Source organism: Haladaptatus paucihalophilus DX253 (assembly GCF_000376445.1).
In the GTDB taxonomy this organism is placed as follows: domain Archaea; phylum Halobacteriota; class Halobacteria; order Halobacteriales; family Haladaptataceae; genus Haladaptatus; species Haladaptatus paucihalophilus.
In genome coordinates this window covers 408,923-432,135 of sequence record NZ_AQXI01000002.1, presented here as the reverse complement: position 1 = coordinate 432,135, position 23,213 = coordinate 408,923, and the positions used below count along the sequence as shown (strand labels likewise).

The following is a 23,213-nucleotide window of genomic DNA, read 5'->3' as shown; positions in this document are numbered from 1 at the left end:
ATATCGACCAGGTGCCGAGAAAAGAGACGGGGCACCGTCAGGTTGGAATACGGATGGTCACGACACTCCCCGACGGGTCGTTTTCGCCGATGGAGATATCTGCACCCAAGCGAGAGACCCCCCAGTACACCAACCACAGGCCCAATCCGCTTCCATGCTGGAGTGGCGTCTCTTCGCCGTCCAGCAGAACCGCGCGCTCGTGGTCCGGAATCGCGGGACCGTTGTCCCGCACTTCGATGACGACGGACTCGTCCGCTCGCCGGACGAGGATCGTGACGCTGGGGTCCACCGTCCCGGTGTGTTTGAGCGCGTTATCGACGACTTCCGCGAGCGTCGCTTCGAGAATTTCCCGGTCGGTACGCGCGTCGATACCGTCGTCCGGTGTCGAAATCGTGAGTTCCCCGTCCGGGTACGTCCGAGCGACGTCGGAAGCGACCGACCGAACCAACGCATCGACGTCCACCGGTTCGCGGTCGAGGGTCTCGCGCGCGAGCAATCGCTCCGCCCGTTCGACGGTCGTTCCGAGGTGGACCAGTTCCCGCGAGACGTCCCGAATCCGCGCGGCGACGGTCGGCGTTTCCATGGGGCCGTCGTCACCGAGCGTTTCCGCGAACGCTCGAACGGCGTCGAGTTCGTTCCGGAGGTTGTGTCTGAGGACGCGATTGAGGACTTCGAGGCGCTGTTCGTGCGTCCGTTGTTCCGTCACGTCTCGGAAAAGATAGACGTGCCCGATGTGAGTTCCGTGTCGCTCCGTCAGGGACGAGCGACTGACCTCGAACTCGCGGCGACCATCGACGGTTTCGAGAGAGATGACTTCGCCCGTCGGGACGTCCAGTGCGACGCCGAGAACCTCGTCCACCGACTGGCCGATGGCGTTCTTCGTTTCGATGTCGAAGGTGCGCGTTGCCTCCCGATTCGCGTCCAGGAGACGACCCTCTCGGCCGACGACGCAGACGGACGCCGACAGTTGGTCGAGAACGGTTTTCCGAGCGAGATGACCCGTACTCGGGCCGCTTTCGAACAGTTGGTAGTTGCGCTGGACGAGAACGGCCGCCGCACTGATGGCGACCGCACCTAGCAGAACCACGTCCGTTATCACCTCGAACCGTGCCGTTTCGAGGCTCGCCGGAAGGGCGAGGAGGGTAATGCTCGCCCCGAAGGCGGTCAGGACGAGCGCCCTGTCGGACGGTAGGTCGTCGTACGAGATGGCCGATTGGAGGACGAGAAACACGCCGAAGCCGCCGACCGAGATGGTCGCTAGCAACACGACGCTCCCGAAGGCGAACGAGGCGGATTTGAACGGGCCGGAGAGCGAATTTCGAACCACCGCGTTCACCCAGACGAACGCGGGTAGCAACAGCAACCCGGCGACCTGGCGACCGGTCATCGTCGGACCGCGACCGGTGTACTCGAACGCGAAGACGGCCCATATCACCGACGCGACCATCCAGCAGATGATGAGGCCGCCGAGAGCGAGTTCCGTCGAAAGGACCCCCGTTCGACCGAGAACGACGAACCCCGTCATCGAAACCAGCGCGAGCAACAGGAAGACGAACGCATCCGCACCGGGGAGTTTCCGATGGCGGACGGCCATGGCGGTTGCGACGGCGAACAACCCTATCGCACCGACGCCGGCGACGAGAACCGACGCGTCGGTCACCGTTCAGCACCTCCATCGACCGGAGACGGAGCGTCTCGGCTGAGGGAGCCATCCCGACCGGACGAATCCGTCCGTCCCGAAGCACGCGACGCCGAACCGATGCCGGGAAGTCGGACGCGGATACGACGACCGTCGGTTTCGTCGGGTGAAACGGAGACGGAACCGTTCGCGTGTTCGACCGCGAGTCGGGCGATCTGCATCGAGATGCCGTCCGAGAACTGTCCCTCGTCTTCGGCGGAGTCCGACTCGGACGGACCGTCATCGACGATTCGTATCGTCACCATCTCGTCCGTCTCTTCGACGGCGACGGCGACGGTTTCGGCGGCGTGACGGACGGCATCGTCCAGCAGCGTTTCGACCGTGGTCCGGAGGAGCGACCCGCCGATTGCAACCGGGACCGGACCGTCGGGGAGCGTCGGCACGATGTCGATGTCAGCGGAATCGGCGTTCACCACGTCCCGGACTATCGGAACCGCATCGGTTCGCTCGTCGGCCCCGGTCCCGTCGCCGTTGGCCAGCGCACGCTCGACTTCGCGGGTGCGCTCGACGAGCGTCAGCAGGTCCGTCGTCGTCGTGTAGATGCCGTCGCCGATACCTTCCGGGTCCGTCGCCTCGGCCGTCTCGGAATCGAGCAGCGCGGTCACATCGTCCGCGACGGCCCCCATTTGCTCACGCATCGCGCCGGTCAGTAGGTGGTTGAGGACCGCCAATCGGTCCTCACGATTTCGGCGGTCGGTGACGTCCTGACAGACCAGGAGGTGGCCAAACAGGCGGTCACGGTCGTCCGTGACGCTCCGCACGGTGACCGACAGAATCGTGTCGTCGTCCGTTCGAACGTGGGTCGGTTCTTGGGCAGCGGCCGCGCTCGCCGTGTCGAACGGAACCGGGAAGACATCTCCGAGCGGCCGTCCGAGGACCGCGCTCCGGTCGATGTCGAACACCGTCTCGGCGCTCGGATTGAGGTCCCGAACTCGACCGTCGCGGTCGACGACCACGACCGCATCCGATAGCTCTTCGATGATTCGGTCCCGCCCGGCGACGCGGACGACGGGAAGCATCTCGAACGGACGATAGCGGCTCACGGCCACGCTCAGCAGTCCGCTCGCTGCGATGAACATGGAGGGAACGACGACGGGATTCGGAAACTTCGACGCGACCACCGGAACGAGGACGAGGACCGCCGCACCGCCCGAGAGTAGCATCGACCCGCGAATCAGGAACTCGTTTTCCTCGTAGGAGACCGTGACGACGACGATGAGGCCGATGACGACCAACGACGCCAGCACGAGGATGACGGAGTTGAGGAGGACGTTGACCAGAACGAACCGCCGGAAGAGCGACGTCGCACCGGCGATATCGATGCCGAGCATGGTGACGGACAGCCCAGCGACGAGCGCGACCGCTAACGGAGTAACTCGTCCGCCGCGGCCGGTATACCGGAGGGCGAAGAGGAACCAGAACCCGCCGCCGAAGACGATGACGGAGTACATGCTAAGGAACCAGAATTTCGTGAGGAACGTGGTCACGAGCGGGTGGACGACGGCACCGAGGAACACGACGACCGCAACGCCGAGCAACGGCAAGGAGGTCGGTTCCGACCGAACTCGCCACATGATCACGAGGAAGTATCCCGTCACGAGGACCGAGACGAGGTTTATCGCAACGCGCAGCCCCAACTCGACGTCCATCATTCGACTAGCACATCACCGCACGCGGCGCTGGGTTCCTGCTAACGGTGCGATACACTTCGCGGGGGAGGGGAGTGACGTCACGGTCGTAGGGCGAACGGATGGAGCACACATAACGGGCGGACACTGACGGATAGGTCTTATTTGTGAACGGTATTAAACCAAGAGGAAACCGACGCGGCCCGGAACGGCCGGGGATAGCGATATCGGAACGGAAAGACAGGAAAGACGCCGCGGTCGCCCCGAAAACCGGTAGCGGACGGGTCTGGCTCCGCATCTGACACGACCGCCGTTTCGATATCGACCGGTCCGTTCGACAATCCATATGAGGTAGCTAGCGTCCATCACTGAAAACGTCCCCTCTAGGAGTACAGATACCGTACGGGTCAGCACCGCGAGACGGCACCGACGCCGCGCGTGGACGTGGCAGTTTCCCGTCGAAAATAGTTGGTAATTATATGATGGCGACGAGATACGACGGGTAAGGCTCGATTCAGATGGTGAGCGATACGGACGACGAGACACTGGCGAAGGCACTCATCGTGGACGACCAAAAGGAGGTCGCAGACGCGTACGCGCTCCGACTCCAAGGACTCTGTTCGGTCGAAACCGTCTACGATGGGGAGGCCGCTCTCGCAACGGTCGAGGACTCGACGGTCGACGTCGTTCTCCTCGACCGCCACATGCCCGGCATGTCCGGAGACGAGGTACTCTCCGAACTCACCGGTCGGGGGTTCGACGGCCGCGTCATCATGGTGACGGCCATCGACCCCGGCTTCGACGTTCTGGATATGCCGTTCGACGACTACCTCTGTAAGCCCGTGGACCGCGAGGACATCCGAACGGCCGTTACACAGCAGTGTACGATTCTGGGATACGAAATGCTCGGCGAGTACTTCAGCGTCGAGTCCAAACGCGCGGTTATCGAGGCGGAGATACCCGAAGGAAAGCGCCAAGACCATCAGCAGTATCTCGACATCGAGCGCAAAGCGGCGCAGTTGGCCCACCGAATCCATCGGTTGCTCGACGACCCGCACGAACTGTTCGAGGCGTTCGAGGCCATCGACCGCGAGGGACGCTAAGTCCACACCGGTACTCCCACACCGAACCGTCACCGAATCGAGAGCGGGTGTGTTCCCGTTTCGTCTCCTACTTTCGAACCACCGAAACCGAGTCGTCGAAAAACGAATCCAACAGCTTCCGCTGTGCCGCCCGAAGGTGATAGAGGAGCGTCGAACCGGTGATACCGAGGGTGCTTGCGACCTCCTCGGCGGTGCTTCCCCGCGGCGATTCGAAGTAGTCGGCGAAAAAGGCCGTCCTGAGCACGGCCTCCTGTTGGTCGGTCAGCCTGTCGCCGAGTTCGTCACGGAGTTGGTTCGCGGTCGTAACGGGTCGCTCGCGTTCCCGCACGGCAACGACGTCCGCGTCGAACTGCCGCGTCACTGCATCGGCGATTCGACGAACACTTTCGTCCGGGGAGAGTTCGACGACGATGCGCCCGGACCCGTCCTCGAACTCGGCGGACCGGATGGAGACGCCCAGCGTCGAGAGCACCCCGAGCAGGGTTTCGGTGCCGAGTTCCATCTCGACGGAACCGGTCTCCGCGCTATCGTTGACAATGCGGGAGACGACGGCATCGTCGCCGAAATCGAGCGTCTCGGCCACCGTCGCTGGCGGTTCGCCATCGACCCTGAAATAGCAGAGCAGTCCCCTGTCGTCGTGTGAAACCATCCCGGCGAGCGAGAGTGCAGCCGAGAGGTCGGCGCTGGCGGCCACGAGAGGGGAGTCCGGGTCCGTCACCTCGAACGTGAGTTCGGTGACGGTATCCGATAGGAGGAGGTTTCGGTTGCGCGTCGCGTTCACGGCGAATCCGGCGATTTCGCCGACCGTTTCGAAACTCGCTCGCTCGCGGGAGGAAAACGCCTCCTGTTCGGACGAGTAGACGCCGACGACGCCGTGTACCTCCGTTCCGAACGTGAGCGGAATCGCCAGCATCGACTGCAATCCCTCGGCGAAAGCCGCTCGACGGACGGCCTCGGGGACCGTATCGTCGCTCGCCAGCGAGCGAACGACTTGGAGCGTTCCCGTCTCGGCGGCGCGTTCTTCCGGACCCATTTCGGACCGCGACAGGCTCTCCGTGAGGTTCTCGAACGTCCGACCGGTTGCCCCCGAGGACGCGCGGACGACGATTTCGTCCGCGCCGAGTTTCCGCTCCCCGACCCACGCGAACTCGTAGATGTCCGTCTCGCCGAGGCGCTTGCAGATGGTCTCGGCGATTTCGTCCCGCGTGGACGCATCGACGAGATCGGTGAGAATCTCGGAGATGAGGCCGTTGAGGAGTATCAACCGGTCGAGCTGGCCTTGGATATCCGCGACGGTCCGTTCGTGGCTCCGGCGGTCGGTCACGTCGCGGAGATAGACCGTCACCTCATCGTCCACCGGGACGAGCGAAACCACGAGCCACCGTTCGAGTTCGGGGTAGTACTCCTCGAACTCGCGGTCCTCCGTGGGTGGTCCCGCATCGAGGACGGTCGAAAGCGTGTTCTCGACGCTCCGCGGAAACACGGTTCCGACGTCGGCACCGGTCACGTCGGCCGTTCCGACGTCGAGGAGCCGCCGGGCGGCCTCGTTCACGCCGGTCACCGTGCCGTCCGTCGAACAGTCGAGAACGCCTATCGGCGCTCGGTCGAGTTTTTCGTCCATCGTTGTGCTGGTGTCGAAGTCGTCCCTGTCGGTTAATCGATACGATTCCTGCTATTTCACCGTGTCGCTCGCTACGACCGCGGGGTCGAATCGTCGCGGCGAACGTCGCACACCTCGAATCTGGCTCCGCCGTTCGCCGACTCCTCGATTCGAATCGTCCACTCGTGGGCCGCGACGATGCGGGCGACGATGGCCAACCCCAAACCGGTTCCCCGTTCGTGGGAACTGTATCCGGGTTCGAACACGACCTGTCTGTCCCGCGGCGGTATTCCCGGTCCGTCGTCGGCGACGTAGAACCCGTCGTTCGAGTCCCGCGATAGCCCGCCGATGCGGACGGTTGGCGTCTCGCCGCCGTGTTCGACCGCGTTTCGGAACAGGTTCTCGAACAGTCGGCCAACGTGGTCCGCGTCGGCGACCGCCGTCGGAAGCGAGTCTTCGACGGTCAGCGTCGCCCCGTCCGTCTCGACCGTCTCCCACGCGGCCACGGCCAACTCCTCGAAATCGACGGCTTCGGAGGGGTCGACTGCTATCGTATCCGTCCCGCGAGAGGCGGTCAGAACGTCCCGTATGATGCGCTCCATGCGCTCGTGTGCTCGCTCGACGTGCTCGAAGTGCGCGTCGTCGCCGGTTTCACGACCCGCGCGGAGACGGGCCTTGGCGACGTCGAGCGGATTCCGGAGGTCGTGGGTGATGACGCTCGCCACCGACCCCCACCGCTCGTCTCCCGGTTTCGTTCGCGGACGTTCGCAACCGGGTGCGAAGACGACGTGTCCGCCGGACCCGTCGGACGCGGGTACCACCCGGACGAGATAGCTCGTTCCGTCGTTTCCGCCGTCCCCGTTGCCCCCATCGGCGTCGGCCCGTTCCGGGACGCGAAGACGGGTACCGAACTGCTCGTTCCGAGAAACGCGAGTCACGAACTCGGTCGGGGAGGAGGTCCCGGAAAACTGAAATCGGTCGAAGACGGAGCGGAGCGAGACGTTCGACGCGTCTGCGTCGAACGTCACCCGGAACGCCTCGTTACCCGCTCTCACCACCGGTCGTTCGTCCTCGAAGCCGTATTCGAGCACCGGGTCGGGGTACCCGTCCACCGGGAGCGGTTGCAGTCCGTCGTCGGAGTCATCGTCGGTCATGTTCGTTAGCGGTTCTGACGGCTGTAAGCACGAAAATACGCGGATTCCGGCGTCCCGGTGCGCGAGAGGGCACGTCGCATTTATCCTACGTTAGGCCGCCTCGAACTTAGTGGTGGATTCTAGCTATGCAGAGGTTGGCGTCGAACGGGGCGGTCGTCGTGGGTGTGTGGTTGGGTCGAGAAGAAAGTCGGCGGGAGACGGGTAGTTAGGTCGGGCGGGGCACGGAGGTGAAGGTGGAGGTGGAATGGCGTCAGCGGGGAAGCGAATGGAGGGCGTCAGCAGGTCGGCGGGGACGGAGGAGGGAGGGGTGTCGAAGGGGAGAGTCGAGCGCGCCAGCGGGAGTCGATGGGAACCGAGGAGACTGGACGAAGCGGTCAGGTCTGTCGAAGCGCTTCGATGGGGTCGATTCGAGCGGCGCGCACGGCGGGGTACAACCCGGAGACGATACCGACGCCGACCCCGACCGCGGCGGCGATGGTGATCCAATCGACCGGATACGTCATCGGCCACTCCGCGAGGGTGACGGCGAGGTAGCCGAATCCGATACCGACCAGAATACCGAAGACCGCACCGATGGCACCGAGGATGATGGATTCGACGAGGAACAGCTGAACGATGTCCCGTTTCCGTGCGCCGATAGATTTCATGATGCCTATCTCCCGCGTTCGCTCGGTGACGCTGACTATCATCATGTTGGCGATGCCGATGGACCCGACGACGAGCGAAATCGCGGCGATACCGCCGATGAGGACCGTCAGTTGGTCGAGAGTGGAGGACACGCGGTCAACCTCGTCTCGAATCGTCTCCACGACGATATCGAAGTCGTCGGCCTTGAGCTTCCGAGCGTCCGACCGTTCGTGCATGTAGTTCGCCGCGGCTTGCTTCACCGAATCGACGTCATCCATGCTGGTCGCCCGTATTTCCACGCCGGAGTAGGCGCGCTTTTCCTCACCGCCGGGCGTCCGGACGGTGGTCGCGTACTGTGAGCCGAGCGGGACGTACACGATAGGGGACGCGGCGTGACTGCCGATGTCCTCATCGACGATTCCTGTCACGGTGACGGTCTTTTTCGAACCGTCCTGGAACGAGAGGGTCACCGTCTCGCCCGCCGAGACGTTCTTCTCGAACAACTGTGCCGCCCGCGTGTTCATCACCGCTTGGTCGTCCCCGGAGAACACCTCGCCCTCGGTGAACTCGTGCGGTTCGCCGTGTTCGAACCGGTCGGTAGTCGTGGCCTGCACCGCGAACATGCCGGTGATGCTGTCGTTTCCGTGCGACAGTTGGGCGGCCGGAACGCTACCGAGCGGGGCGACGTACTCGACGTTATCGAGCTGTCGCAAGGCCTCGACGTCGGATTCGGTGTAGATGGGAGAGTGGCTCTGTTGGATACCGACCGCGCCCGTCGACCGTTGCGTCGATATCTTCATCACCGGTTCGTTCATCGCGCCCACGTCACCGAGGATGTTCGCGGAGAACGCGCCGCCGAGAATCATGAACGTGATGACGGACCCGATACCGACGATGACGCCGAGCGTCGTCAGCGTGGACCGGAGTTTGTGCGAGGTGATCGTCCGCCAACTGATACGGAGGCTTTCGCCGAGTTTCATTCGTCGGTCCCTCCGGTGTCGTCGGAGTCGGTGTTCGAACGCTCCGCGGACGCCGATAGAACCTCGATGTCGTCGATAGCTCCGTCGACGAGGTGGATGATTCGGTCGGCGTACTCGGCGATTGCCCGCTCGTGGGTGATCATCACGATGGTCCGCCCCTCGTCGTGTAGCTGGGTGAACAGCTCCATTATCTCCTCGCCGGTTTCGGTGTCGAGGTTGCCCGTCGGCTCGTCGGCGAGCACGAGCGTGGGTTCGTTCGCCAGCGCGCGTGCGATGGCGACCCGCTGGCGTTGCCCGCCGGACAGTTCGTTGGGCGCGTGGTCCAATCGGTCGCCGAGGCCAACGCGGTCCAAGAGCGTGCGAGCGCGCTCGCGGCGGCTTTCATCGACGGCATCGTGAAACACCATCGGCAGGGTGACGTTTTCCGCCGCCGTGAGTTTCGGCATCAGGTTGAACTGCTGGAAGACGAATCCGATTTCCGTGCCGCGGAGGCGCGCCCGTTCGTTGTCCGAGAGCGAATCGACCGCCTGCCCGTCGATACTGACGGTGCCCTCGTCGGGCGTGTCGAGACAGCCGAGCATGTTCATCAGGGTACTCTTCCCGGAACCGCTCGGTCCCATGACCGCGGTAAACGACCCGTCCGGGAGGGAAACGGAAACGTCGTCTAGCGCGTGAACCGGCTTTCCGAGGTGGTAGGTCCGTCGAACGCCGCTGGCCGAAACCACGGCCGGACGGTCGTTCGCCGTTCCGTCGTTCGTTCCGGGGCGTGGTCTATCGGTCGACGACGAGTCGCCGTCCAACACCGAGCGTTGGGAGCGACCCCCGTCGTCAGCATCACTCATCATGTTTCAAAATAATCGAGGAGGTCCACTCCCCTGTCATGACACGCTAGCTATCACGATGCGTTACCGAACCGCGTCTAGTAATCATGACGGCGGCGACGAAGCCGGGTGAAAGCGTCACGACGGCGGTTCTATCCCGCGGAAAGCGGTGCACCGTGCCGGACGCTCGTCGTCTCGCCGAGAAATGTAGGGATGTGATAGCTTCGTTTGAACGACGGTATGAGGGATTCGTTCGACCTTGTACCGATAGATTCGTTCGACCTCGTGCCGAATCAGGCGTGCGTACGCTGAAGACGGTATGTTGGGTCGGGGATTCAGACGAAGAAAACGCCGGAGCGTCCAAACTGATAGACCCGTCGTTCGGCGGTCGTCTGCATAGTAAGACACCCAAACCAGAAGGCGGTGAGCCGTCCGTACACGTAGAGATGAACGAGTCCTCATCGAACGACCGCGACCGCCACACGTCGAATCGAACCACATCCCGGTCACGGAGACGGGTGCTGCAGCTAACCGGGACGGTCGGCGTCGCGCTCGCCTCCGGCTGTCTCGACATGTTTCCCAGCGGGAGCGTCGAAGCGGAGGCGACTCCCGTCACAGTTTCCGACGAGGCGCTCTCGAAAACGGGGTACAGCCTGGTCGATACGGAGGGGTTCGGACTGACGAGCGGGTTCGACCTCCCGGACGGATTCGAGGGGGTTTCGGTGCACAGCCAGATTTCCAAATACCGTCGGAACGGGACGGGCGCATCTCTGCCCGCGTTGTATTTCGGCCTCAGCGTGCCGATAGCCAAAGTGAGCGGGCGGACCATCGACCCGCTTCGAGAGATGAACGAGCGGGAGATAATCGAAACCGAAGGCGGCGTCATCGACACCGCTTTCTCGAACAACTACGGGACCGTGACCGTGAGCGGGAAAAACGGCACCAAGTCCATCAACCTCCTCGGAACGACGACGGACCTCGTTACCTTCGACGGCACGGCGAAGAAGGACGGTACCTCGACCGACTTGCGGTTTTTCGTCGCGAAGACGGTCGACGACGGGGACCAAATCGCGGTCGTCGGCGCACAACCCTCGAACGCCGCGGACGAGGACGCGTTCAGACGGTTGACGAGGGCGCTCCAGCACGGCTAACGGGTCGGCAACGACGGGACTCGTGGGGAGTAGGAGGCGGGAACGCCGTCAGGAGAAAACAGCGGAAAGTCCGTCACGAAAGCATGGCCGCAATCCCGTCGTGTGGCCGCATACTCAGCCGAGACTCGTTCGAACGGTCGGAAGCCGCCAGCCGAACCGAACCGCGGCGACCCGCGTGACGAGCGTGACGGCCGCGCATCCGCTCGCCGCGACGTTCGCGTCGCCGCCGAGGGCGAGCAGGCACCAGTAGGCGGAACCGCCGATGATGGCACAACTCGCGTAAAAGTCCCGCATCAGCACGAACGGCGAGCGGTCGAGGAGGATGTCCGCCATCGCGCCGCCGCCGACGGCGTTTATCGTCGCCACCGCGACGACGCCGAACGGGGAGACGCCCGCCCCGGACGCGACGATTGCACCGGCAGTGGTGAACGCGGCGAGGCCGACGCCATCGGCGGCCAGCGAAATCGGGTGTCGGTCCGGTTCGTCGAACAGGATGGACAGCACGACCGCGGTGGTCACGCCGACCACGCCGAACCCGATGTTCGAGAGGGTCTGGAGCGAGAGCGGAATGCGATTGACGAGCACGTCGCGGGTCGTTCCGCCGCCGAATGCGGTGACGAGGCCGACGACCGTCACCCCGAACGGGTCGAATCCCTCCCGGATTGCCTTGCTCGCGCCGACGAGCGCGAAGGCGACCAACCCGACGGCGTTTGCGATATAGAACAGTTGGTTCGAAAGCATCAGTCACCGTCCCGTTGTGTCACCGCGGTTAATACGACAGCGATTGCGGTCGAACCGTCGGAAGTCGGCCACGGAGTTCGTATCTGGTCGAGCGTTCGTGTGTGAAAAGACATGTTTCCGGCAGTAAGATACGCTCATCCCGTCAGACAGTAATGATTAACCATGGTTGATGCAACCATCGACGTAATCCACCGGGGCGGATTGGAGTGCGACCTCAACTACCTCATCGAGGGCAACACGCTCGGGTCCCACGACGAACCGAATCCGGACACCGACTACGTGGAGATACCCGTGTTCAACCTCGTCATCGACCATCCCGAGGGGACGATTCTCTGGGATACGGGTAACCACGAGGACGCGCTCGACGGTCACTGGCCGGAGGGGTTGAAACAGGCGTTTTATCCGCACGACGTTCGGGAACACGACCTTCGGGACGACCTCGCGGATGCGGGGTACGATATCGACGACATCGATTACGTGTTCCAGACACACCTTCACCTCGACCACGCGGGCGGCCTGCACCACTTCGACGGGACGGACACGCCCGTGTTCGTCCACGAGGAGGAGTTGAAGTTCGCCTACTACAGCACGAAGACGGACGAGGGAAGCGGCGCGTACATCCTCGGCGACTTCGACCACGACCTCAACTGGCGGGTGCTCCACCGCGACCGAGAAACGCACTTCGAGGACGTCGAGTTCGTTCGTCTCCCGGGTCACACGCCGGGATTGACGGGGACGGTCTTCCACCTCGACGGTGCGGGAACGGTCGCGTTCGCGGGTGACGAAATCTACCAAACCGAGAACTACGAGAACGGGACGCCGCTCGGTGCCGGACTGCTCTGGAGTCACCGCCACTGGTTCGACAGCCTCCAGAAACTGAAGGAGATAGAGCGCGAGCACGACGCCGAGGTGGTGTACGGCCACGACCCAGAGCAGTTCGAGGAGATTCAGGAAGGGTGGCCCTGAGATGAGTTACGAACGCTCCGTCTCCGCGCCGTCGCACGAACTCTCGCCGGAAACGGTCTGGCACATCCAGATGCCCCAGATTCGATTCGGACGGGACGCGACGGACGAACTGGCGTTCCAGTTGCGCGACCTCGGCGTCGAGGAGGGCGCACACGGCCTCATCATCACCGACGAGACGCTCTCGGATATCGGCCACGTCGGGCGCGTCGAGACGCACCTCGAAGACGCCAAGTTCGCCGTCGACGTCTACGACGAATCGGAGCGCGAACCCTCCATCGCGGACATCGAGAACTGCTTGGCGTTCGTCCGCGACGAGAAGGGCGAGGAGGGTTACGACTTCTACGTCGGTCTCGGCGGCGGCAGTTGCATGGACACCGCGAAGACGACCCGCGCTGTCATCGCCAACGGTGGCGGCCCGCTCGACTACATCGCCGAACCGACCGGCGAAGGGAAGGCCCTGGACGAGTCGGGACCGCCGCTCGTCCTGATGCCGACAACCGCGGGAACGGGGGCCGAAATCTCGCCGGTTTCCATCCTCTCGGTGGAGGAAAAAGAGATAAAGGAAGGCATCTCCAGCAACCACATCCGCGCGGACGCGGCGGTTCTCGACCCGACGCTCACGACCACGCTTCCGCCGGAACTGACCGCGAAGACGGCGATGGACGCCCTCGGCCACGCCATCGAGGGGTACACCACCCACGAGTACGACTCGCTCCTCCGACCGACGAACCCCCGCGAACGGCCCGTGTACGCCGGGCGGACGCCGCTCACCGAGATGTTCTCCGAGAAGGCCATCGACCTGCTGTCGGGCAACGTCCGAAAAGCGGTTCACAACGGGGACGACCTCGAAGCGCGCGAAAACATGTTGCAGGGTGCCCTCTTCGGTGCTATCGCCGGATTGACCGCGGGCGCGAGCCTCTGTCACGCGATGGCCTATCCCGTCGGGAACAAGTATCACACCTACCACGGCGAGACCATCGCGGTGCTCACTCCCGCGAGCACGCTGGGCTACAACGCCGCGAGCGACCCGGAGCGGTTCGCCTCGCTCGCCCGTCGGTTCGGCGTCGACACGACGGGGATGAGCACGAACGAGGCCGCGGACGCCCTGAAAGGGGAGTACATCCGACTCCAGCGGGACTTGAACGTCCTCCCCAGCGGCCTCGCCGAGTTGGCCGGGATTACGGAGGACGACGTGGATTGGCTGGCGAAACAGACCGTGGACACGCAAGCGCGGTTGCTCCGCTGTAACCCCCGTCCCGTGACGGAAGAGGATGTCCACGCCATCTTCACAGACGCGCTATACAACTGGGAACCATAACTGGGGACGCACGAAGTGCCGTGCGCCGCGAGCGGGATGGTTGACATCGATAACTCTTTCCCGTTAAATCTTTCCAAAGATAACTATATTAGGGCGGTTGGCGACCATCAATAAACGCTTTTGCCAGTGTGGGCACATGGCACGGACGACGCATGAATCTCGTTCACCACGTGGCGGACGCGGCGGCGGAGCGCGGCGAGGCACCGGCGCTCGTCTACGACGGGCAAGAGACCTCCTACGAAGCGTTCTGGACGCGAACGGGGCGGTTCGCGGCCGGACTCGCCGAGCGCGAAATCGGCGCGGGCGACCGGGTCGCCATCTACCTCCCGAACCTCCCCCAGTTCGTCACCGCGTTCCACGGCACGCTCCGCGCTGGCGGGGTGGTCGTCCCGATGAACCCCCAGTACAAGCGCCGGGAACTCCGCCACCTCCTCGGGGACAGCGGTGCGAAGGCGGTCGTCACCCTCCCGGACCTCGTACAGCACGTCGATGCGGTTCGGGAAGAAACCGACGTGGAAGCCGTCGTGACCGTCGGCGAGGGTGACGGCGACGTTCGGTTCGAGGCATTCCTCGCCGACGAAACGCGTCCCATCGCCGACCGAGCGGACGAGGACGTCGCCGTCCAACCCTATACCTCGGGAACGACGGGAACGCCGAAGGGCGTCCTCCTCACGCACCACAACCTCGCGTGGGATGCGAACGCCTCGACGAACCCCATCCCGGACGGAATCCGACCGACGGACCGCCACCTCGGCGTCCTTCCGCTGTTCCACATCTACGGCATGACGGTGACGATGAACGCAACCCTGTTCGACGGCGGAAGTTACTACCCGCTACCGGCGTGGGACGCGGAGGCGGCCGCATCCCTCATCGAGGAAGCGGAGTTAACGCTGGTCCACGCCGTTCCCGCGATGTACAACGACCTCGCGGGTCTGCCCGAAGACACGAAGTTCGACCTCTCATCGATCCGATTCGCCAACTCCGGCGGAAGCGGCCTGCCCGAAGAGGTCCGCCGGGCGTTCGAGGAACGGTTCGACGTCGAACTGCACGAGGGCTACGGCCTGACCGAGACGAGTCCCGTCACGCACGCGAACCACGCCGGGGAGCGGCGACCGGGCAGTATCGGCAGACCGCTCGACGGCGTGTCCGCCCGCATCGTCGATGACGCGTTCGACGAGCGACCGCCGGTGGAACGCGGCCCCGTCGAGGAGGGAAGCGTGGACCTCGACGAGATAACCGGCGAACTCGTCGTCGCGGGACCGAACGTGATGACGGGGTATTACGAGCGCCCCGAGGCGAACGCGGAAGCGTTCACCGAGGCAGACGGAAAGCGCTGGTTCCACACGGGCGACATCAGCTACGCCGACGAGGACGGCTTCTTCTTCGTCGTGGACCGCAAGAAGCACATGATAAACACGGCAGGGTACAACGTCTATCCGCGCGAAGTCGAGGAACTCCTCTTCGAACACCCGGCCGTGGCAGACGCCGCCGTCGTCGGCATTCCCGACGAGCGCCGGAACGAGACGGTCAAGGCTTTCATCGTCCCCGAACCGGACGCGGACGCGACGCCGGAAGACGTGCGGGAGTACTGTCTCGAACGACTCGCGGCGTACAAACATCCCCGCGAGGTCGAGTTCGTGGAGGAGTTACCGCGGACGACGACCGGGAAGGTCCAGAAGTTCCACCTCGAAAGCCGGGACTGACGGGAACGAAAGGGGAAGGAACCGCGGGAGACGAAGACCTTTGAACGCGGGCGAGAAGGGAACAGTATGGCACACCCCAGCGTGCACCACCACGGAATCTCCGTCTCGGACCTCGACCGCGCGGTCGAATTCTACAGCGACGTGCTCGGATTGGAGCTGCTCGACCGCTACACGCTCTCTGACGACGCGCTCGCAACGGCCATCGGGAGCGGACCGTTGACATCCTCCCCGCCCTGAAGGGCGAGGATTCCCGACCGCGTTGGGATATTACGGTTCGCGGTTCACGACCTGTTCTCGTGGGGCGAAAACACCCTCACTACGGTCGAACAGGTGAACCGCTGGCTGTGCCAACCAGCCGTTATCCCTATCTCCGCCGTCTATGGCGAGACTCGGGAGTACCTTTTGCCGAATGTTCTCCGCGCCGTTCACGTCCGCGTTCGCAACCGTATCGCACGTCTCACACACGTACAACCCGCGTTCAACCCGCTGGTTATCGTCCGTGTGACCACAACACGAACACGACTTCGACGTATCGCGTTCTGACACCAACTCCACGTCGATACCCTCGGCTTCTGCCTTATAGTCGAGTAGCGTCGTGAAGCGGTCGAACGCCCACCCGTGCAAGTCGAGATTACCGTGGTCGCCCCAGTTCCGAGACTCGCCGTTCTCATCGTCTTCTCGGAGGCCGCCGAGGTCGCCAACGACAAGTCTACCGACACCTCGTTCGACGCACTCCTCAACAATCGCTTTCGAGAGTACGTGCAAGAAGTGCGTCCGACGACCCGTCCGTGTCCGGTCGAGACGAGTAGCCTCCCGGGACGACGAATCGTCGCACTTGGCTTTCTTCTTTGTGAAGTAGTATTCGTCTTCTTTGAGTGCGCCACCCGGATACAAAACCGACTCACCACCAAACGAGATAGCGGCAAAGTTGCAAATCCCAAGGTCAACACCAGCCACCTCGTCACCCGGCGGTTCCGGGTCGATAGTGGTGCGACAGACGAATTGTAACCGCCACTCGTCGCGTTTGTAGACGGCGCGAACCTGTTGAATGTCCCACTCGGTCAGGTCAACATCCGGGCGCGTCTGGTACTCGCACAGGATGAAGTCCGAGCGGTGTTCTTTGAGGTTGCGGCCTTTCGAGAGGCGAACACGGGTGAACTGTGCGTCGTGCTTGAAGCCAGCCACTTTGAACGACACGGTTGAACGCGGGTGGGAGTCTCCGTTTTTGCGGTAGCCGGGCGGTCGGGCACGGTCGTCGCCGTTCCGACGCTTGCCGAACCAGCCGTTGAACGCTTCAGCGAGTTCTTCGAGAACGCGCTGACTGGATTGCGAATGCAAGTCCGTGTAGCGTTCGTGGCCTTTGAGTTCGGCTTTGAGTTCCCCGTCATCGGGAATCTCGCCCGTTTCGTCCCACTGTTCTTGCGTGTAGTAGCGACCGACGTTCCAGAGTTTTGAGGCGGCCCATCCGAGTTGGTCGAGGTCGTCACGAACCTGTCGCTGGTTCGCAATCGTGGCCTCGAAGGTTCGGACGGTTCGACTCATTTTCTGGCTTCATAACTGGTTATGAAGCTCGTTCTCTTAATAGTGTCGGTAGCGTTGAATATCCGACCTTGCTATTGGTGGTGGATAGGGTAGGAGTTGTCGGCTGTATCCCCGCCCTAAAGGACGGGGTTTTAGCCTTGCAACTTCCATAACCGGCCGCTTCGCCCAACTCGGGGGCGAGACGGCCCGCGTCGAACTCATCGAGTACGAGAGGGACGACGGCGATGCGGGCAATTCGGACGAGGGGAACGAGACCAGTGTCGCGGACCGCACGGACGACGCGGACGACGGCCGCGCCCGTGACGTGTACGAAACCGGCGCGAAACACCTCGGACTACGGACGGACGACATCGAGCAAGTCTACGCGACCCTGCCCGAGGACGTGGAAACCATCAGCGAACCGCAGACGACCGGCAGCGGGACGCGGATTTGCTTCCTCCGGGACCCCGACGGGAACGCGGTCGAACTCCTCGAACTGTAGGGACCCGTTCGAGCGACGCGGAACGATTGGGGCACCTGTTTCTTCCAACCATAAAAAGAACCAAGTATTCAGCTGACAGTCGTTACGTATGCGGCTCGAAAATAAAACAGTGTTCGTCACGGGTGCGGGACAGGGTATCGGAGAAGCGACGGCCAAGCGGTGTGCGAGGGAGGGTGCGTTCGTCATCTGCACCGACGTGAACGAGGAGACGGGACCGGAGACGGTTGCGGACATCGCGGACGACGGCGACGACGCGGAGTTCTTCGAACTCGACGTGACGGACGCCGAGTCGTTCTCGACCCTCGTGGACGCCGTGGTCGCGGAACACGAACTCGACGTGCTCGTCAACAACGCGGGAGTCGGTCACCCGCCAGCGTACGTGGAGGACGTACAGGATTCGGTCTTCGAAGGGGTCTTCGACGTGAACGTCCGCGGCGTCTGGAACGGCTGTCAGGCCGCGCTCCCGCACCTGAAAGAGCGAGGGTCGGGGAACATCGTCAACGTCGGGTCGCTGGCGTCCTTCTACGGACTGCCGATGCAGTCCGTGTACTCGCTGACGAAGGGTGCCGTGCTCAACTTCACCCGCGCCGTCGCCGCCGAGGCGGGCCGTGCGGGCGTCCGCGCGAACGCCGTCCTCCCGGCGTTCACGGACACCGAACTCGGGCGCGAGTTCTTCGAGACGCGACCCGACCCGGAGAAGGCGAAAGAGGAGTTGCTGAAACGATATCCGCTCGGCAGACTCGCCCGTCCCGAGGAGGTTGCCGACGCGGTGTTGTTCCTCGCGAGCGAGGAAGCCTCGTTCGTGAACGGCCACGGCCTCGTGGTCGACGGCGGATTCTCGGTGCAGTAAGCGCGATTCAGAGAGCGGGTTTCGACGGACTCCGGCCGTCGAGCAAATCTCAACACCGTGCTAATTCATCTCATCTATCAGAAATTCATAAAAGATTTCATCAAACGGCAGTGGTAATTTTCGGTCGCATGGTCACACGAAAGTCCCTCCTGACACTTGGTCTCCTCACGCTCGTCGTCGCCGCCTCGGTCGGCGGCTATGCGAGCATGGAGAGTTCCGATCAGGTACAGGATACCTCGACGCCATCGGAATCGACCATCGAACAGCACGCCCTCGGCAACAACACCACGGTCACCAGCGTCACCGGAACGGTGACCGTCGAAACCGAGCGGGCGAACGACACGCAGACCGTCCGCGCCGACGTCTGGCAGCGACTGCCGAACCACGTCCGGTACGAGTACACGGACGGACCCACGGCGGGCGACGTGATGGTCTCGAACGGGTCGGACATCTGGATGTACAACGACACGCGGAACACCGCCCGTCACCTGCGGCTCAGCGGCGAGAACGCGGGTCTCGTCCAGAACCTCACCAAAGCGTTCCAGCAGTTCTCGGACGCGTTCACCGCGGAGTACCAAGGGGAAGCGACGGTCTCCGGCCGCGAAACCTACAAGGTGACGCTCCAGCCGAAAAACGAGTCCCTCGGGAACTTGATGCAGAACCAGACGGTCTGGCTCGACCAGGAGAACTGGTTCCCCGTCAAGACGCACGTGGAGACAGCCGTCGGAAACGATACGACTACGACGACGATGACGTATTCGAACCTGTCGTACGACGCGTCGATTTCCGACGAGCGGTTCACGTACACCCCGCCGGAGGACGCAAAGGTCATCGACGTCGGGCTGCCGGAAACCACGACGTACTCCTCGGTCGCTGACGCACAGGAGGCGGTCGATTTCGCCATCCGCGAGCCGACCGACGTTCCGGACGGCTACTCGCTCGAAAACGTGACGGTCACGACCTCGAACGGCGACGCGTCGGTGTCGCTGCGATACTCGAACGGAACCGACTCGCTGGTCGTCTCGCAGACATCCGCGACGCGCCCGTCTCGCGGGGACCAGACCGTCTCGGTCGCCGGACACGACGCCACCTACACCACCGTCGGCGAGCAGGGCCTGCTCCAGTGGTCGGACGACGACAGCAGCTACTCGGTAACCGGGTCGCTCTCCAAGGCGTCGCTCATCGACGTCGCCGAATCGATGTACTGCTGATTCGACGCCGATAAACAGGGGGTTCGGTTCCTCCAACGATTTTTATTCGTGCCTGCCGACCGGGGTCGGCTTCGGTTTCGGTTTTACGGGTCACGCTCCGTGCGCTCGTAGAACCGCGGGCACTGAGTCGGCGTGAAAACCGGTTCAGGGACCGCCTACTCGGCACCCACAGCACGGATTTCGACGTTAATTTTCGTACGTCCGGTGGATGCCGTGTCGTCGCAACAAGTGTCGAACGATGTTGAGCTCCCAAGCCGTCCGCGTTTTGAGGCTCGTCCCGTACCGGGTCGTCTCGACGATGAATCCCGGTTCGTTCAGGTCGGCGTCGACCTTGTGGATGAGTAACGGACGGTCCCCGTCTATCAGATTGCCGCGCTTGAATCGATAGTGGTCGGAGAGCGAGTCGTCGAGATGATACCGGTTCATGTACTCTTTCGTGCGTATCGCGTCACGAGCGGCACCCGAAGCGGTCGTCGGGTAGATCGCCTGTCCGACGCCATCCGGTCCGACGTCTTCCCGATAGATGCCTCGCGAACTGTGGAGATTGATAACCACGTCCGGGTCGTACGACGTAAGGACGTCCCAAATCGCCCGTGCGAGCGGTGTCGTCGGCGTTTCCCCCGGCGGGAACTTCCGATTGAGGTTCCCCCTATCGTTGAAGTATGTATCCCGGCGAATGGCAACCGGGTTGGCCCGCGGAATCGTAACGAGCATTCCCCGGTCTATCGACCACGTTTTGATATCCTCAGCCGCTTCGTAACCGGCGGGTTCGTTACCCTGTATGCCGCCCACCACGACCGCCGTCGGTCCAGATACCCCTGTATCAGTTACGTACACCTCGGTTTCGTCCGGCGTATCCTCACGGATGGTGTATCTGGTCCGAGTCGCGGCCCGAGTCGTCCCCTGCGTCGCGAGAAACGCCGAAGCGGTAGCCGCGACTCCGGCGTGACGAAGGAACGAACGCCGTGTTCTATCGACTCCCGCGTCCTCTCCTCTCTCGTTATTTGACATCGGATCATAAATTTAGAATTTTTATAATTAGTTATGTCCCATCATCTATCACGTTCGGAGGACGTACCGTCTGATAGGAATGATCAATCGGAGTGAAGGGCTCAGGTAATATACGACAAGGAAGGAGAAGAGCGACGATACCGAGGAACGTTTCGAAATCAAGGTGCGACGACGCTCGTCAGAGCCCCTAGCCGGAATTACTTCGATTCGCCACATTTGTTCGCGGATACGATACGGAAAGAGAACAGGAAAAGCCTGTTCGCACATCACGCCGGAACGGTTTTGCTCGTCGTGACTGATAATATCATACATGGGAGAGAGCACTGGACGGGACTCACGGCACGGGGAGATAGACGACATCCTCGAACGGAAACCCGGGACGCGGGAGGCTCGTGACGAGGAGGACCGGTACACCGTCGTCGGCGCGGCGAGTCGGGGGACGTTCGCGGACTGGCTGACGCCGGTCGAGGAACACTTCGTCTGCCATCGGAACGACATCCCGGACGCAGACGCGGAAACGTGGCGAGTCCGGGTGACGGGCGTGGACGACGGCGAATCGCTCTCGATGGAGGCGCTTCGGGAGGACTATCCGACGGTCGCCGTCGCACACACGATGGAGTGTGCGGGGAACAACCGCGGCCAACACGACCCTGAGACGGGGAGCGTCCAGTGGACGTGGGACGCCGTTGGAACCGCGATGTGGAGCGGAACGCCGATTCGGGCGGTGCTCGAAGACCGCGGCGTAGACGTGAACGACGATTCGGATCGCTGGCTCACCGTCGTCGGCGGGGACGTCCCCGCGGACGACGACGTGTACGTGAAATCGATTCCGCTGTCGAAGGCGCTCGACGATTGCGTCCTCGCGTACGAGATGAACGGCAAACCGCTCCCGGTCGAACACGGGTATCCGGTCCGACTCATCGTGCCGGGATGGTACGGCACGAACAGCGTCAAGTGGGTCGAGGAACTCCGGGTGACGGACACGATGGTCACGGACGCGACGTTCGCCGAGGAGGACGACGGGCGGACGTACACCTACTGGCAACACGGTGCCTACCGCATCCATCCGGCGGACGCCGAACCGGGAATCGAGGAGACGGTTCCGACGGTCGATACGTGGGAGCAACTCGTCGGCGACGTGACGCACCCGTACACGTTCGACGAGAACGTCATGTCGCTCATCGGGGAACCGGACGGCGAACGCCCGGTCACACCCGACGCGGACGGACGGGTGGAGATTCGGGGCGTGGCGTGGGCGGGGGACGACAGGGTGTCCCGCGTCGAAGTATCGACGGACGACGGCGAGACGTGGCACGACGCCGACCTGTACGGTCCGGACTACAGCGGCGCGTGGCGCTTGTTCAGCTACGCGTGGGAACCGAAGACGGGGTTCGACGGGACGGTCACGTTGCTCTCGCGGGCGACCGACGAGGAGGGACGAACCCAGCCGTCCCGCATCGCCGTCCTCGACGACTGGGCGGAGGTTCCCGAGGACGTCTACCCGTGGAACGAGGGGGGCTACGCGGCGAACGCCTACCGACCGAACGGCGTCGAGGTACGGGTTACGCCGCGGGACGAGTGAGCGGTTCGAAGAACGAAGACGGATCGATGGCGGGCAACACCATCGATGTACTCCCATTTACTGTTCATCGACTCTGCAACCCGAAACCATCCCGATTTCAATTTTCGTACGTCCGGTGGATTCCGTGTCGTCCCAGCAGATGTCGAACGATGTTGAGCTCCCAACGGGTCCGCGTTTTGAGGCTCGTCCCGTACCGGGTCGTCTCGATGATGAATCCCGGTTCGTTCAGGTCGGCATCGACCTTGTGGATGAGTAACGGACGGGTCCCATCGATCAGATTGCCGCGCTTGAATCGATAGTGGTCGGGAAAAGAGTCGTCGAGATGATATCGATTCATGTACTCTTTCGTGCGTATCGCGTCACGAGCGGCACCCGAAACGGTCGTCGGGTAGATCGCCTGTCCGACGCCGTCCGGTCCGACGTCTTCCCGATAGATGCCTCGCGAACTGTGGAGATTGATAACCACGTCCGGGTCGTACGACGTAAGAACGCCCCAAATCGCCCGTGCGAGCGGTGTCGTCGGCGTTTCCCCCGGCGGGAACTTCCGATTGAGGTTCCCCCTGTCGTTGAAGTATGTATCCCGGCGAATCGCAATCGGATTCGCCTGTGGAATCGTGACAAGGGTTCCTCGGTCTATCGACCACGTTTTGATGTCCCTGGCTGCATCGTAACCGGCGGGTTCGTTACCCTGTATGCCGCCTACCACGACCGCCGTCGGCCCCGATTTCTGCGTATCAGTCACGTACACCTCGGTTTCGTCCAGCGTATCCTCGCGGATGGTATATTTGGTCCGAGTCGCAGCGGTGCTCATCCCTTGCGTTGCGAGAAAAGCAGAAGTAGTAGCTGCGGCACCAGTGAAACGTAGAAACGAACGTCGTGTTCGGTTAAATAACTCATCGTCCCCGCGCTTGATATATTGCATCAGTTCGTAAATGTAGATAATAGCACTTAATTGCTCACAATTTAAAATATATTATAGAAATATAATAAAATAACAATTTTTAATTAATGTTATAATTATCATATGTTCAATGAGGGTTTGGGA

The 23,213-nt window shown here is 62.7% G+C and carries 20 protein-coding genes; 10 read left to right on the top strand and 10 right to left on the bottom strand.

Annotated elements, in window-relative coordinates; all coding sequences use genetic code 11:
* Positions 1–37 precede the first annotated feature (37 nt).
* A complete protein-coding gene (locus B208_RS0118285; RefSeq protein WP_007983016.1) occupies positions 38–1,660 on the bottom strand; it encodes an ATP-binding protein in 1,623 nt (540 codons plus the stop codon).
* The gene (locus B208_RS0118280) at positions 1,657–3,351 is read right to left on the bottom strand and encodes a PAS domain-containing protein (RefSeq protein ID WP_232423862.1); all 1,695 of its coding nucleotides are present in this window, start codon (positions 3,349–3,351) and stop codon (positions 1,657–1,659) included. The genes B208_RS0118285 and B208_RS0118280 overlap by 4 nt, the downstream gene beginning before the upstream one ends.
* A gap of 494 nt (positions 3,352–3,845) precedes the next feature.
* On the opposite strand from B208_RS0118280, the gene B208_RS0118275 reads away from it, so the two are divergent.
* Positions 3,846–4,430 carry a response regulator gene (locus B208_RS0118275; RefSeq protein WP_007983014.1) on the top strand — a complete coding sequence of 195 codons (585 nt, stop codon included), beginning with the start codon at positions 3,846–3,848 and terminating at the stop codon, positions 4,428–4,430.
* Between the two features lie 67 nt (positions 4,431–4,497).
* On the opposite strand, the gene B208_RS0118270 is transcribed toward B208_RS0118275, so the two are convergent.
* The 4 genes from B208_RS0118270 to B208_RS0118255 form a co-directional block, all read right to left on the bottom strand.
* Positions 4,498–6,051 (bottom strand): bacterio-opsin activator domain-containing protein, encoded by a 1,554-nt coding sequence (locus B208_RS0118270; RefSeq protein WP_007983012.1) that lies wholly within the window; start codon positions 6,049–6,051, stop codon positions 4,498–4,500.
* Between the two features lie 71 nt (positions 6,052–6,122).
* Positions 6,123–7,184, bottom strand: coding sequence for a sensor histidine kinase (locus B208_RS0118265; RefSeq protein ID WP_007983010.1), 1,062 nt, complete (start codon positions 7,182–7,184; stop codon positions 6,123–6,125).
* Positions 7,185–7,558: 374 nt separating this feature from the next.
* On the bottom strand, positions 7,559–8,791 hold the full coding sequence (locus B208_RS0118260; RefSeq protein WP_007983008.1) for an ABC transporter permease: 1,233 nt from the start codon (positions 8,789–8,791) through the stop codon (positions 7,559–7,561).
* Positions 8,788–9,636 carry an ABC transporter ATP-binding protein gene (locus tag B208_RS0118255; protein WP_007983006.1) on the bottom strand — a complete coding sequence of 283 codons (849 nt, stop codon included), beginning with the start codon at positions 9,634–9,636 and terminating at the stop codon, positions 8,788–8,790. Before B208_RS0118255 ends, B208_RS0118260 begins: the two co-directional genes overlap by 4 nt.
* Before the next feature lie 422 nt (positions 9,637–10,058).
* Here B208_RS0118255 and B208_RS0118250 point away from each other — a divergent pair, with 422 nt between their 5' ends.
* Entirely contained in the window at positions 10,059–10,763 is a 705-nt protein-coding gene (locus B208_RS0118250) for a DUF6517 family protein (protein ID WP_007983004.1), read from the top strand.
* A 114-nt stretch (positions 10,764–10,877) separates the two neighbouring features.
* Here B208_RS0118250 and B208_RS0118245 read toward each other — a convergent pair whose 3' ends face one another.
* A complete protein-coding gene (locus tag B208_RS0118245) occupies positions 10,878–11,504 on the bottom strand; it encodes a trimeric intracellular cation channel family protein (RefSeq protein ID WP_007983003.1) in 627 nt (208 codons plus the stop codon).
* Positions 11,505–11,666: 162 nt separating this feature from the next.
* Here B208_RS0118245 and B208_RS0118240 point away from each other — a divergent pair, with 162 nt between their 5' ends.
* The 4 genes from B208_RS0118240 to B208_RS0118225 all read left to right on the top strand — a co-directional run bounded on the left by B208_RS0118240 (position 11,667) and on the right by B208_RS0118225 (position 15,728).
* Entirely contained in the window at positions 11,667–12,470 is an 804-nt protein-coding gene (locus B208_RS0118240; protein WP_026177936.1) for an N-acyl homoserine lactonase family protein, read from the top strand.
* A 1-nt stretch (position 12,471) separates the two neighbouring features.
* A complete protein-coding gene (locus B208_RS0118235; protein ID WP_007983000.1) occupies positions 12,472–13,788 on the top strand; it encodes a hydroxyacid-oxoacid transhydrogenase in 1,317 nt (438 codons plus the stop codon).
* Positions 13,789–13,940: 152 nt separating this feature from the next.
* Positions 13,941–15,491 carry a long-chain-fatty-acid--CoA ligase gene (locus B208_RS0118230; RefSeq protein WP_007982999.1) on the top strand — a complete coding sequence of 517 codons (1,551 nt, stop codon included), beginning with the start codon at positions 13,941–13,943 and terminating at the stop codon, positions 15,489–15,491.
* Between the two features lie 66 nt (positions 15,492–15,557).
* Positions 15,558–15,728 carry a VOC family protein gene (locus tag B208_RS0118225; RefSeq protein WP_007982994.1) on the top strand — a complete coding sequence of 57 codons (171 nt, stop codon included), beginning with the start codon at positions 15,558–15,560 and terminating at the stop codon, positions 15,726–15,728.
* A 30-nt stretch (positions 15,729–15,758) separates the two neighbouring features.
* Here the strand turns inward: B208_RS0118225 and B208_RS0118220 are convergent, their stop codons facing one another.
* Entirely contained in the window at positions 15,759–17,033 is a 1,275-nt protein-coding gene (locus B208_RS0118220; RefSeq protein ID WP_007982992.1) for an RNA-guided endonuclease InsQ/TnpB family protein, read from the bottom strand.
* Positions 17,034–17,136: 103 nt separating this feature from the next.
* Here B208_RS0118220 and B208_RS24795 point away from each other — a divergent pair, with 103 nt between their 5' ends.
* The 3 genes from B208_RS24795 (at position 17,137) to B208_RS0118205 (ending at position 19,575) form a co-directional block, all read left to right on the top strand.
* Positions 17,137–17,514 carry a VOC family protein gene (locus B208_RS24795; RefSeq protein ID WP_368085863.1) on the top strand — a complete coding sequence of 126 codons (378 nt, stop codon included), beginning with the start codon at positions 17,137–17,139 and terminating at the stop codon, positions 17,512–17,514.
* 88 nt (positions 17,515–17,602) lie between these two features.
* Entirely contained in the window at positions 17,603–18,364 is a 762-nt protein-coding gene (locus B208_RS0118210) for an SDR family NAD(P)-dependent oxidoreductase (protein WP_026177935.1), read from the top strand.
* A 128-nt stretch (positions 18,365–18,492) separates the two neighbouring features.
* The gene (locus tag B208_RS0118205; protein WP_007982983.1) at positions 18,493–19,575 is read left to right on the top strand and encodes a DUF4367 domain-containing protein; all 1,083 of its coding nucleotides are present in this window, start codon (positions 18,493–18,495) and stop codon (positions 19,573–19,575) included.
* Positions 19,576–19,761: 186 nt separating this feature from the next.
* Here B208_RS0118205 and B208_RS0118200 read toward each other — a convergent pair whose 3' ends face one another.
* A complete protein-coding gene (locus B208_RS0118200; protein WP_232423861.1) occupies positions 19,762–20,586 on the bottom strand; it encodes a M99 family carboxypeptidase catalytic domain-containing protein in 825 nt (274 codons plus the stop codon).
* A gap of 310 nt (positions 20,587–20,896) precedes the next feature.
* On the opposite strand from B208_RS0118200, the gene B208_RS0118195 reads away from it, so the two are divergent.
* A complete protein-coding gene (locus B208_RS0118195) occupies positions 20,897–22,168 on the top strand; it encodes a sulfite oxidase (RefSeq protein WP_007982981.1) in 1,272 nt (423 codons plus the stop codon).
* 97 nt (positions 22,169–22,265) lie between these two features.
* Here the strand turns inward: B208_RS0118195 and B208_RS0118190 are convergent, their stop codons facing one another.
* Entirely contained in the window at positions 22,266–22,979 is a 714-nt protein-coding gene (locus tag B208_RS0118190; RefSeq protein ID WP_007982980.1) for a M99 family carboxypeptidase catalytic domain-containing protein, read from the bottom strand.
* Positions 22,980–23,213: the final 234 nt, after the last annotated feature.

Excerpts from the sequence above, each read along its gene's own strand:
- B208_RS0118245 (WP_007983003.1), bottom strand. The coding sequence starts at position 11,504 with ATGCTTTCGAACCAACTGTTCTATATCGCAAACGCCGTCGGGTTGGTC.
- B208_RS0118265 (WP_007983010.1), bottom strand. The coding sequence starts at position 7,184 with ATGACCGACGATGACTCCGACGACGGACTGCAACCGCTCCCGGTGGAC.
- B208_RS0118235 (WP_007983000.1), top strand. The coding sequence starts at position 12,472 with ATGAGTTACGAACGCTCCGTCTCCGCGCCGTCGCACGAACTCTCGCCG.
- B208_RS0118275 (WP_007983014.1), top strand. The coding sequence starts at position 3,846 with ATGGTGAGCGATACGGACGACGAGACACTGGCGAAGGCACTCATCGTG.
- B208_RS0118200 (WP_232423861.1), bottom strand. The coding sequence starts at position 20,586 with ATGTCAAATAACGAGAGAGGAGAGGACGCGGGAGTCGATAGAACACGG.
- B208_RS0118220 (WP_007982992.1), bottom strand. The coding sequence starts at position 17,033 with ATGAGTCGAACCGTCCGAACCTTCGAGGCCACGATTGCGAACCAGCGA.
- B208_RS0118240 (WP_026177936.1), top strand. The coding sequence starts at position 11,667 with ATGGTTGATGCAACCATCGACGTAATCCACCGGGGCGGATTGGAGTGC.
- B208_RS0118205 (WP_007982983.1), top strand. The coding sequence starts at position 18,493 with ATGGTCACACGAAAGTCCCTCCTGACACTTGGTCTCCTCACGCTCGTC.
- B208_RS0118260 (WP_007983008.1), bottom strand. The coding sequence starts at position 8,791 with ATGAAACTCGGCGAAAGCCTCCGTATCAGTTGGCGGACGATCACCTCG.
- B208_RS0118255 (WP_007983006.1), bottom strand. The coding sequence starts at position 9,636 with ATGATGAGTGATGCTGACGACGGGGGTCGCTCCCAACGCTCGGTGTTG.
- B208_RS0118250 (WP_007983004.1), top strand. The coding sequence starts at position 10,059 with ATGAACGAGTCCTCATCGAACGACCGCGACCGCCACACGTCGAATCGA.
- B208_RS0118210 (WP_026177935.1), top strand. The coding sequence starts at position 17,603 with ATGCGGCTCGAAAATAAAACAGTGTTCGTCACGGGTGCGGGACAGGGT.
- B208_RS0118230 (WP_007982999.1), top strand. The coding sequence starts at position 13,941 with ATGAATCTCGTTCACCACGTGGCGGACGCGGCGGCGGAGCGCGGCGAG.
- B208_RS0118270 (WP_007983012.1), bottom strand. The coding sequence starts at position 6,051 with ATGGACGAAAAACTCGACCGAGCGCCGATAGGCGTTCTCGACTGTTCG.
- B208_RS0118225 (WP_007982994.1), top strand. The coding sequence starts at position 15,558 with ATGGCACACCCCAGCGTGCACCACCACGGAATCTCCGTCTCGGACCTC.
- B208_RS0118195 (WP_007982981.1), top strand. The coding sequence starts at position 20,897 with ATGGGAGAGAGCACTGGACGGGACTCACGGCACGGGGAGATAGACGAC.
- B208_RS0118190 (WP_007982980.1), bottom strand. The coding sequence starts at position 22,979 with ATGAGCACCGCTGCGACTCGGACCAAATATACCATCCGCGAGGATACG.
- B208_RS0118280 (WP_232423862.1), bottom strand. The coding sequence starts at position 3,351 with ATGATGGACGTCGAGTTGGGGCTGCGCGTTGCGATAAACCTCGTCTCG.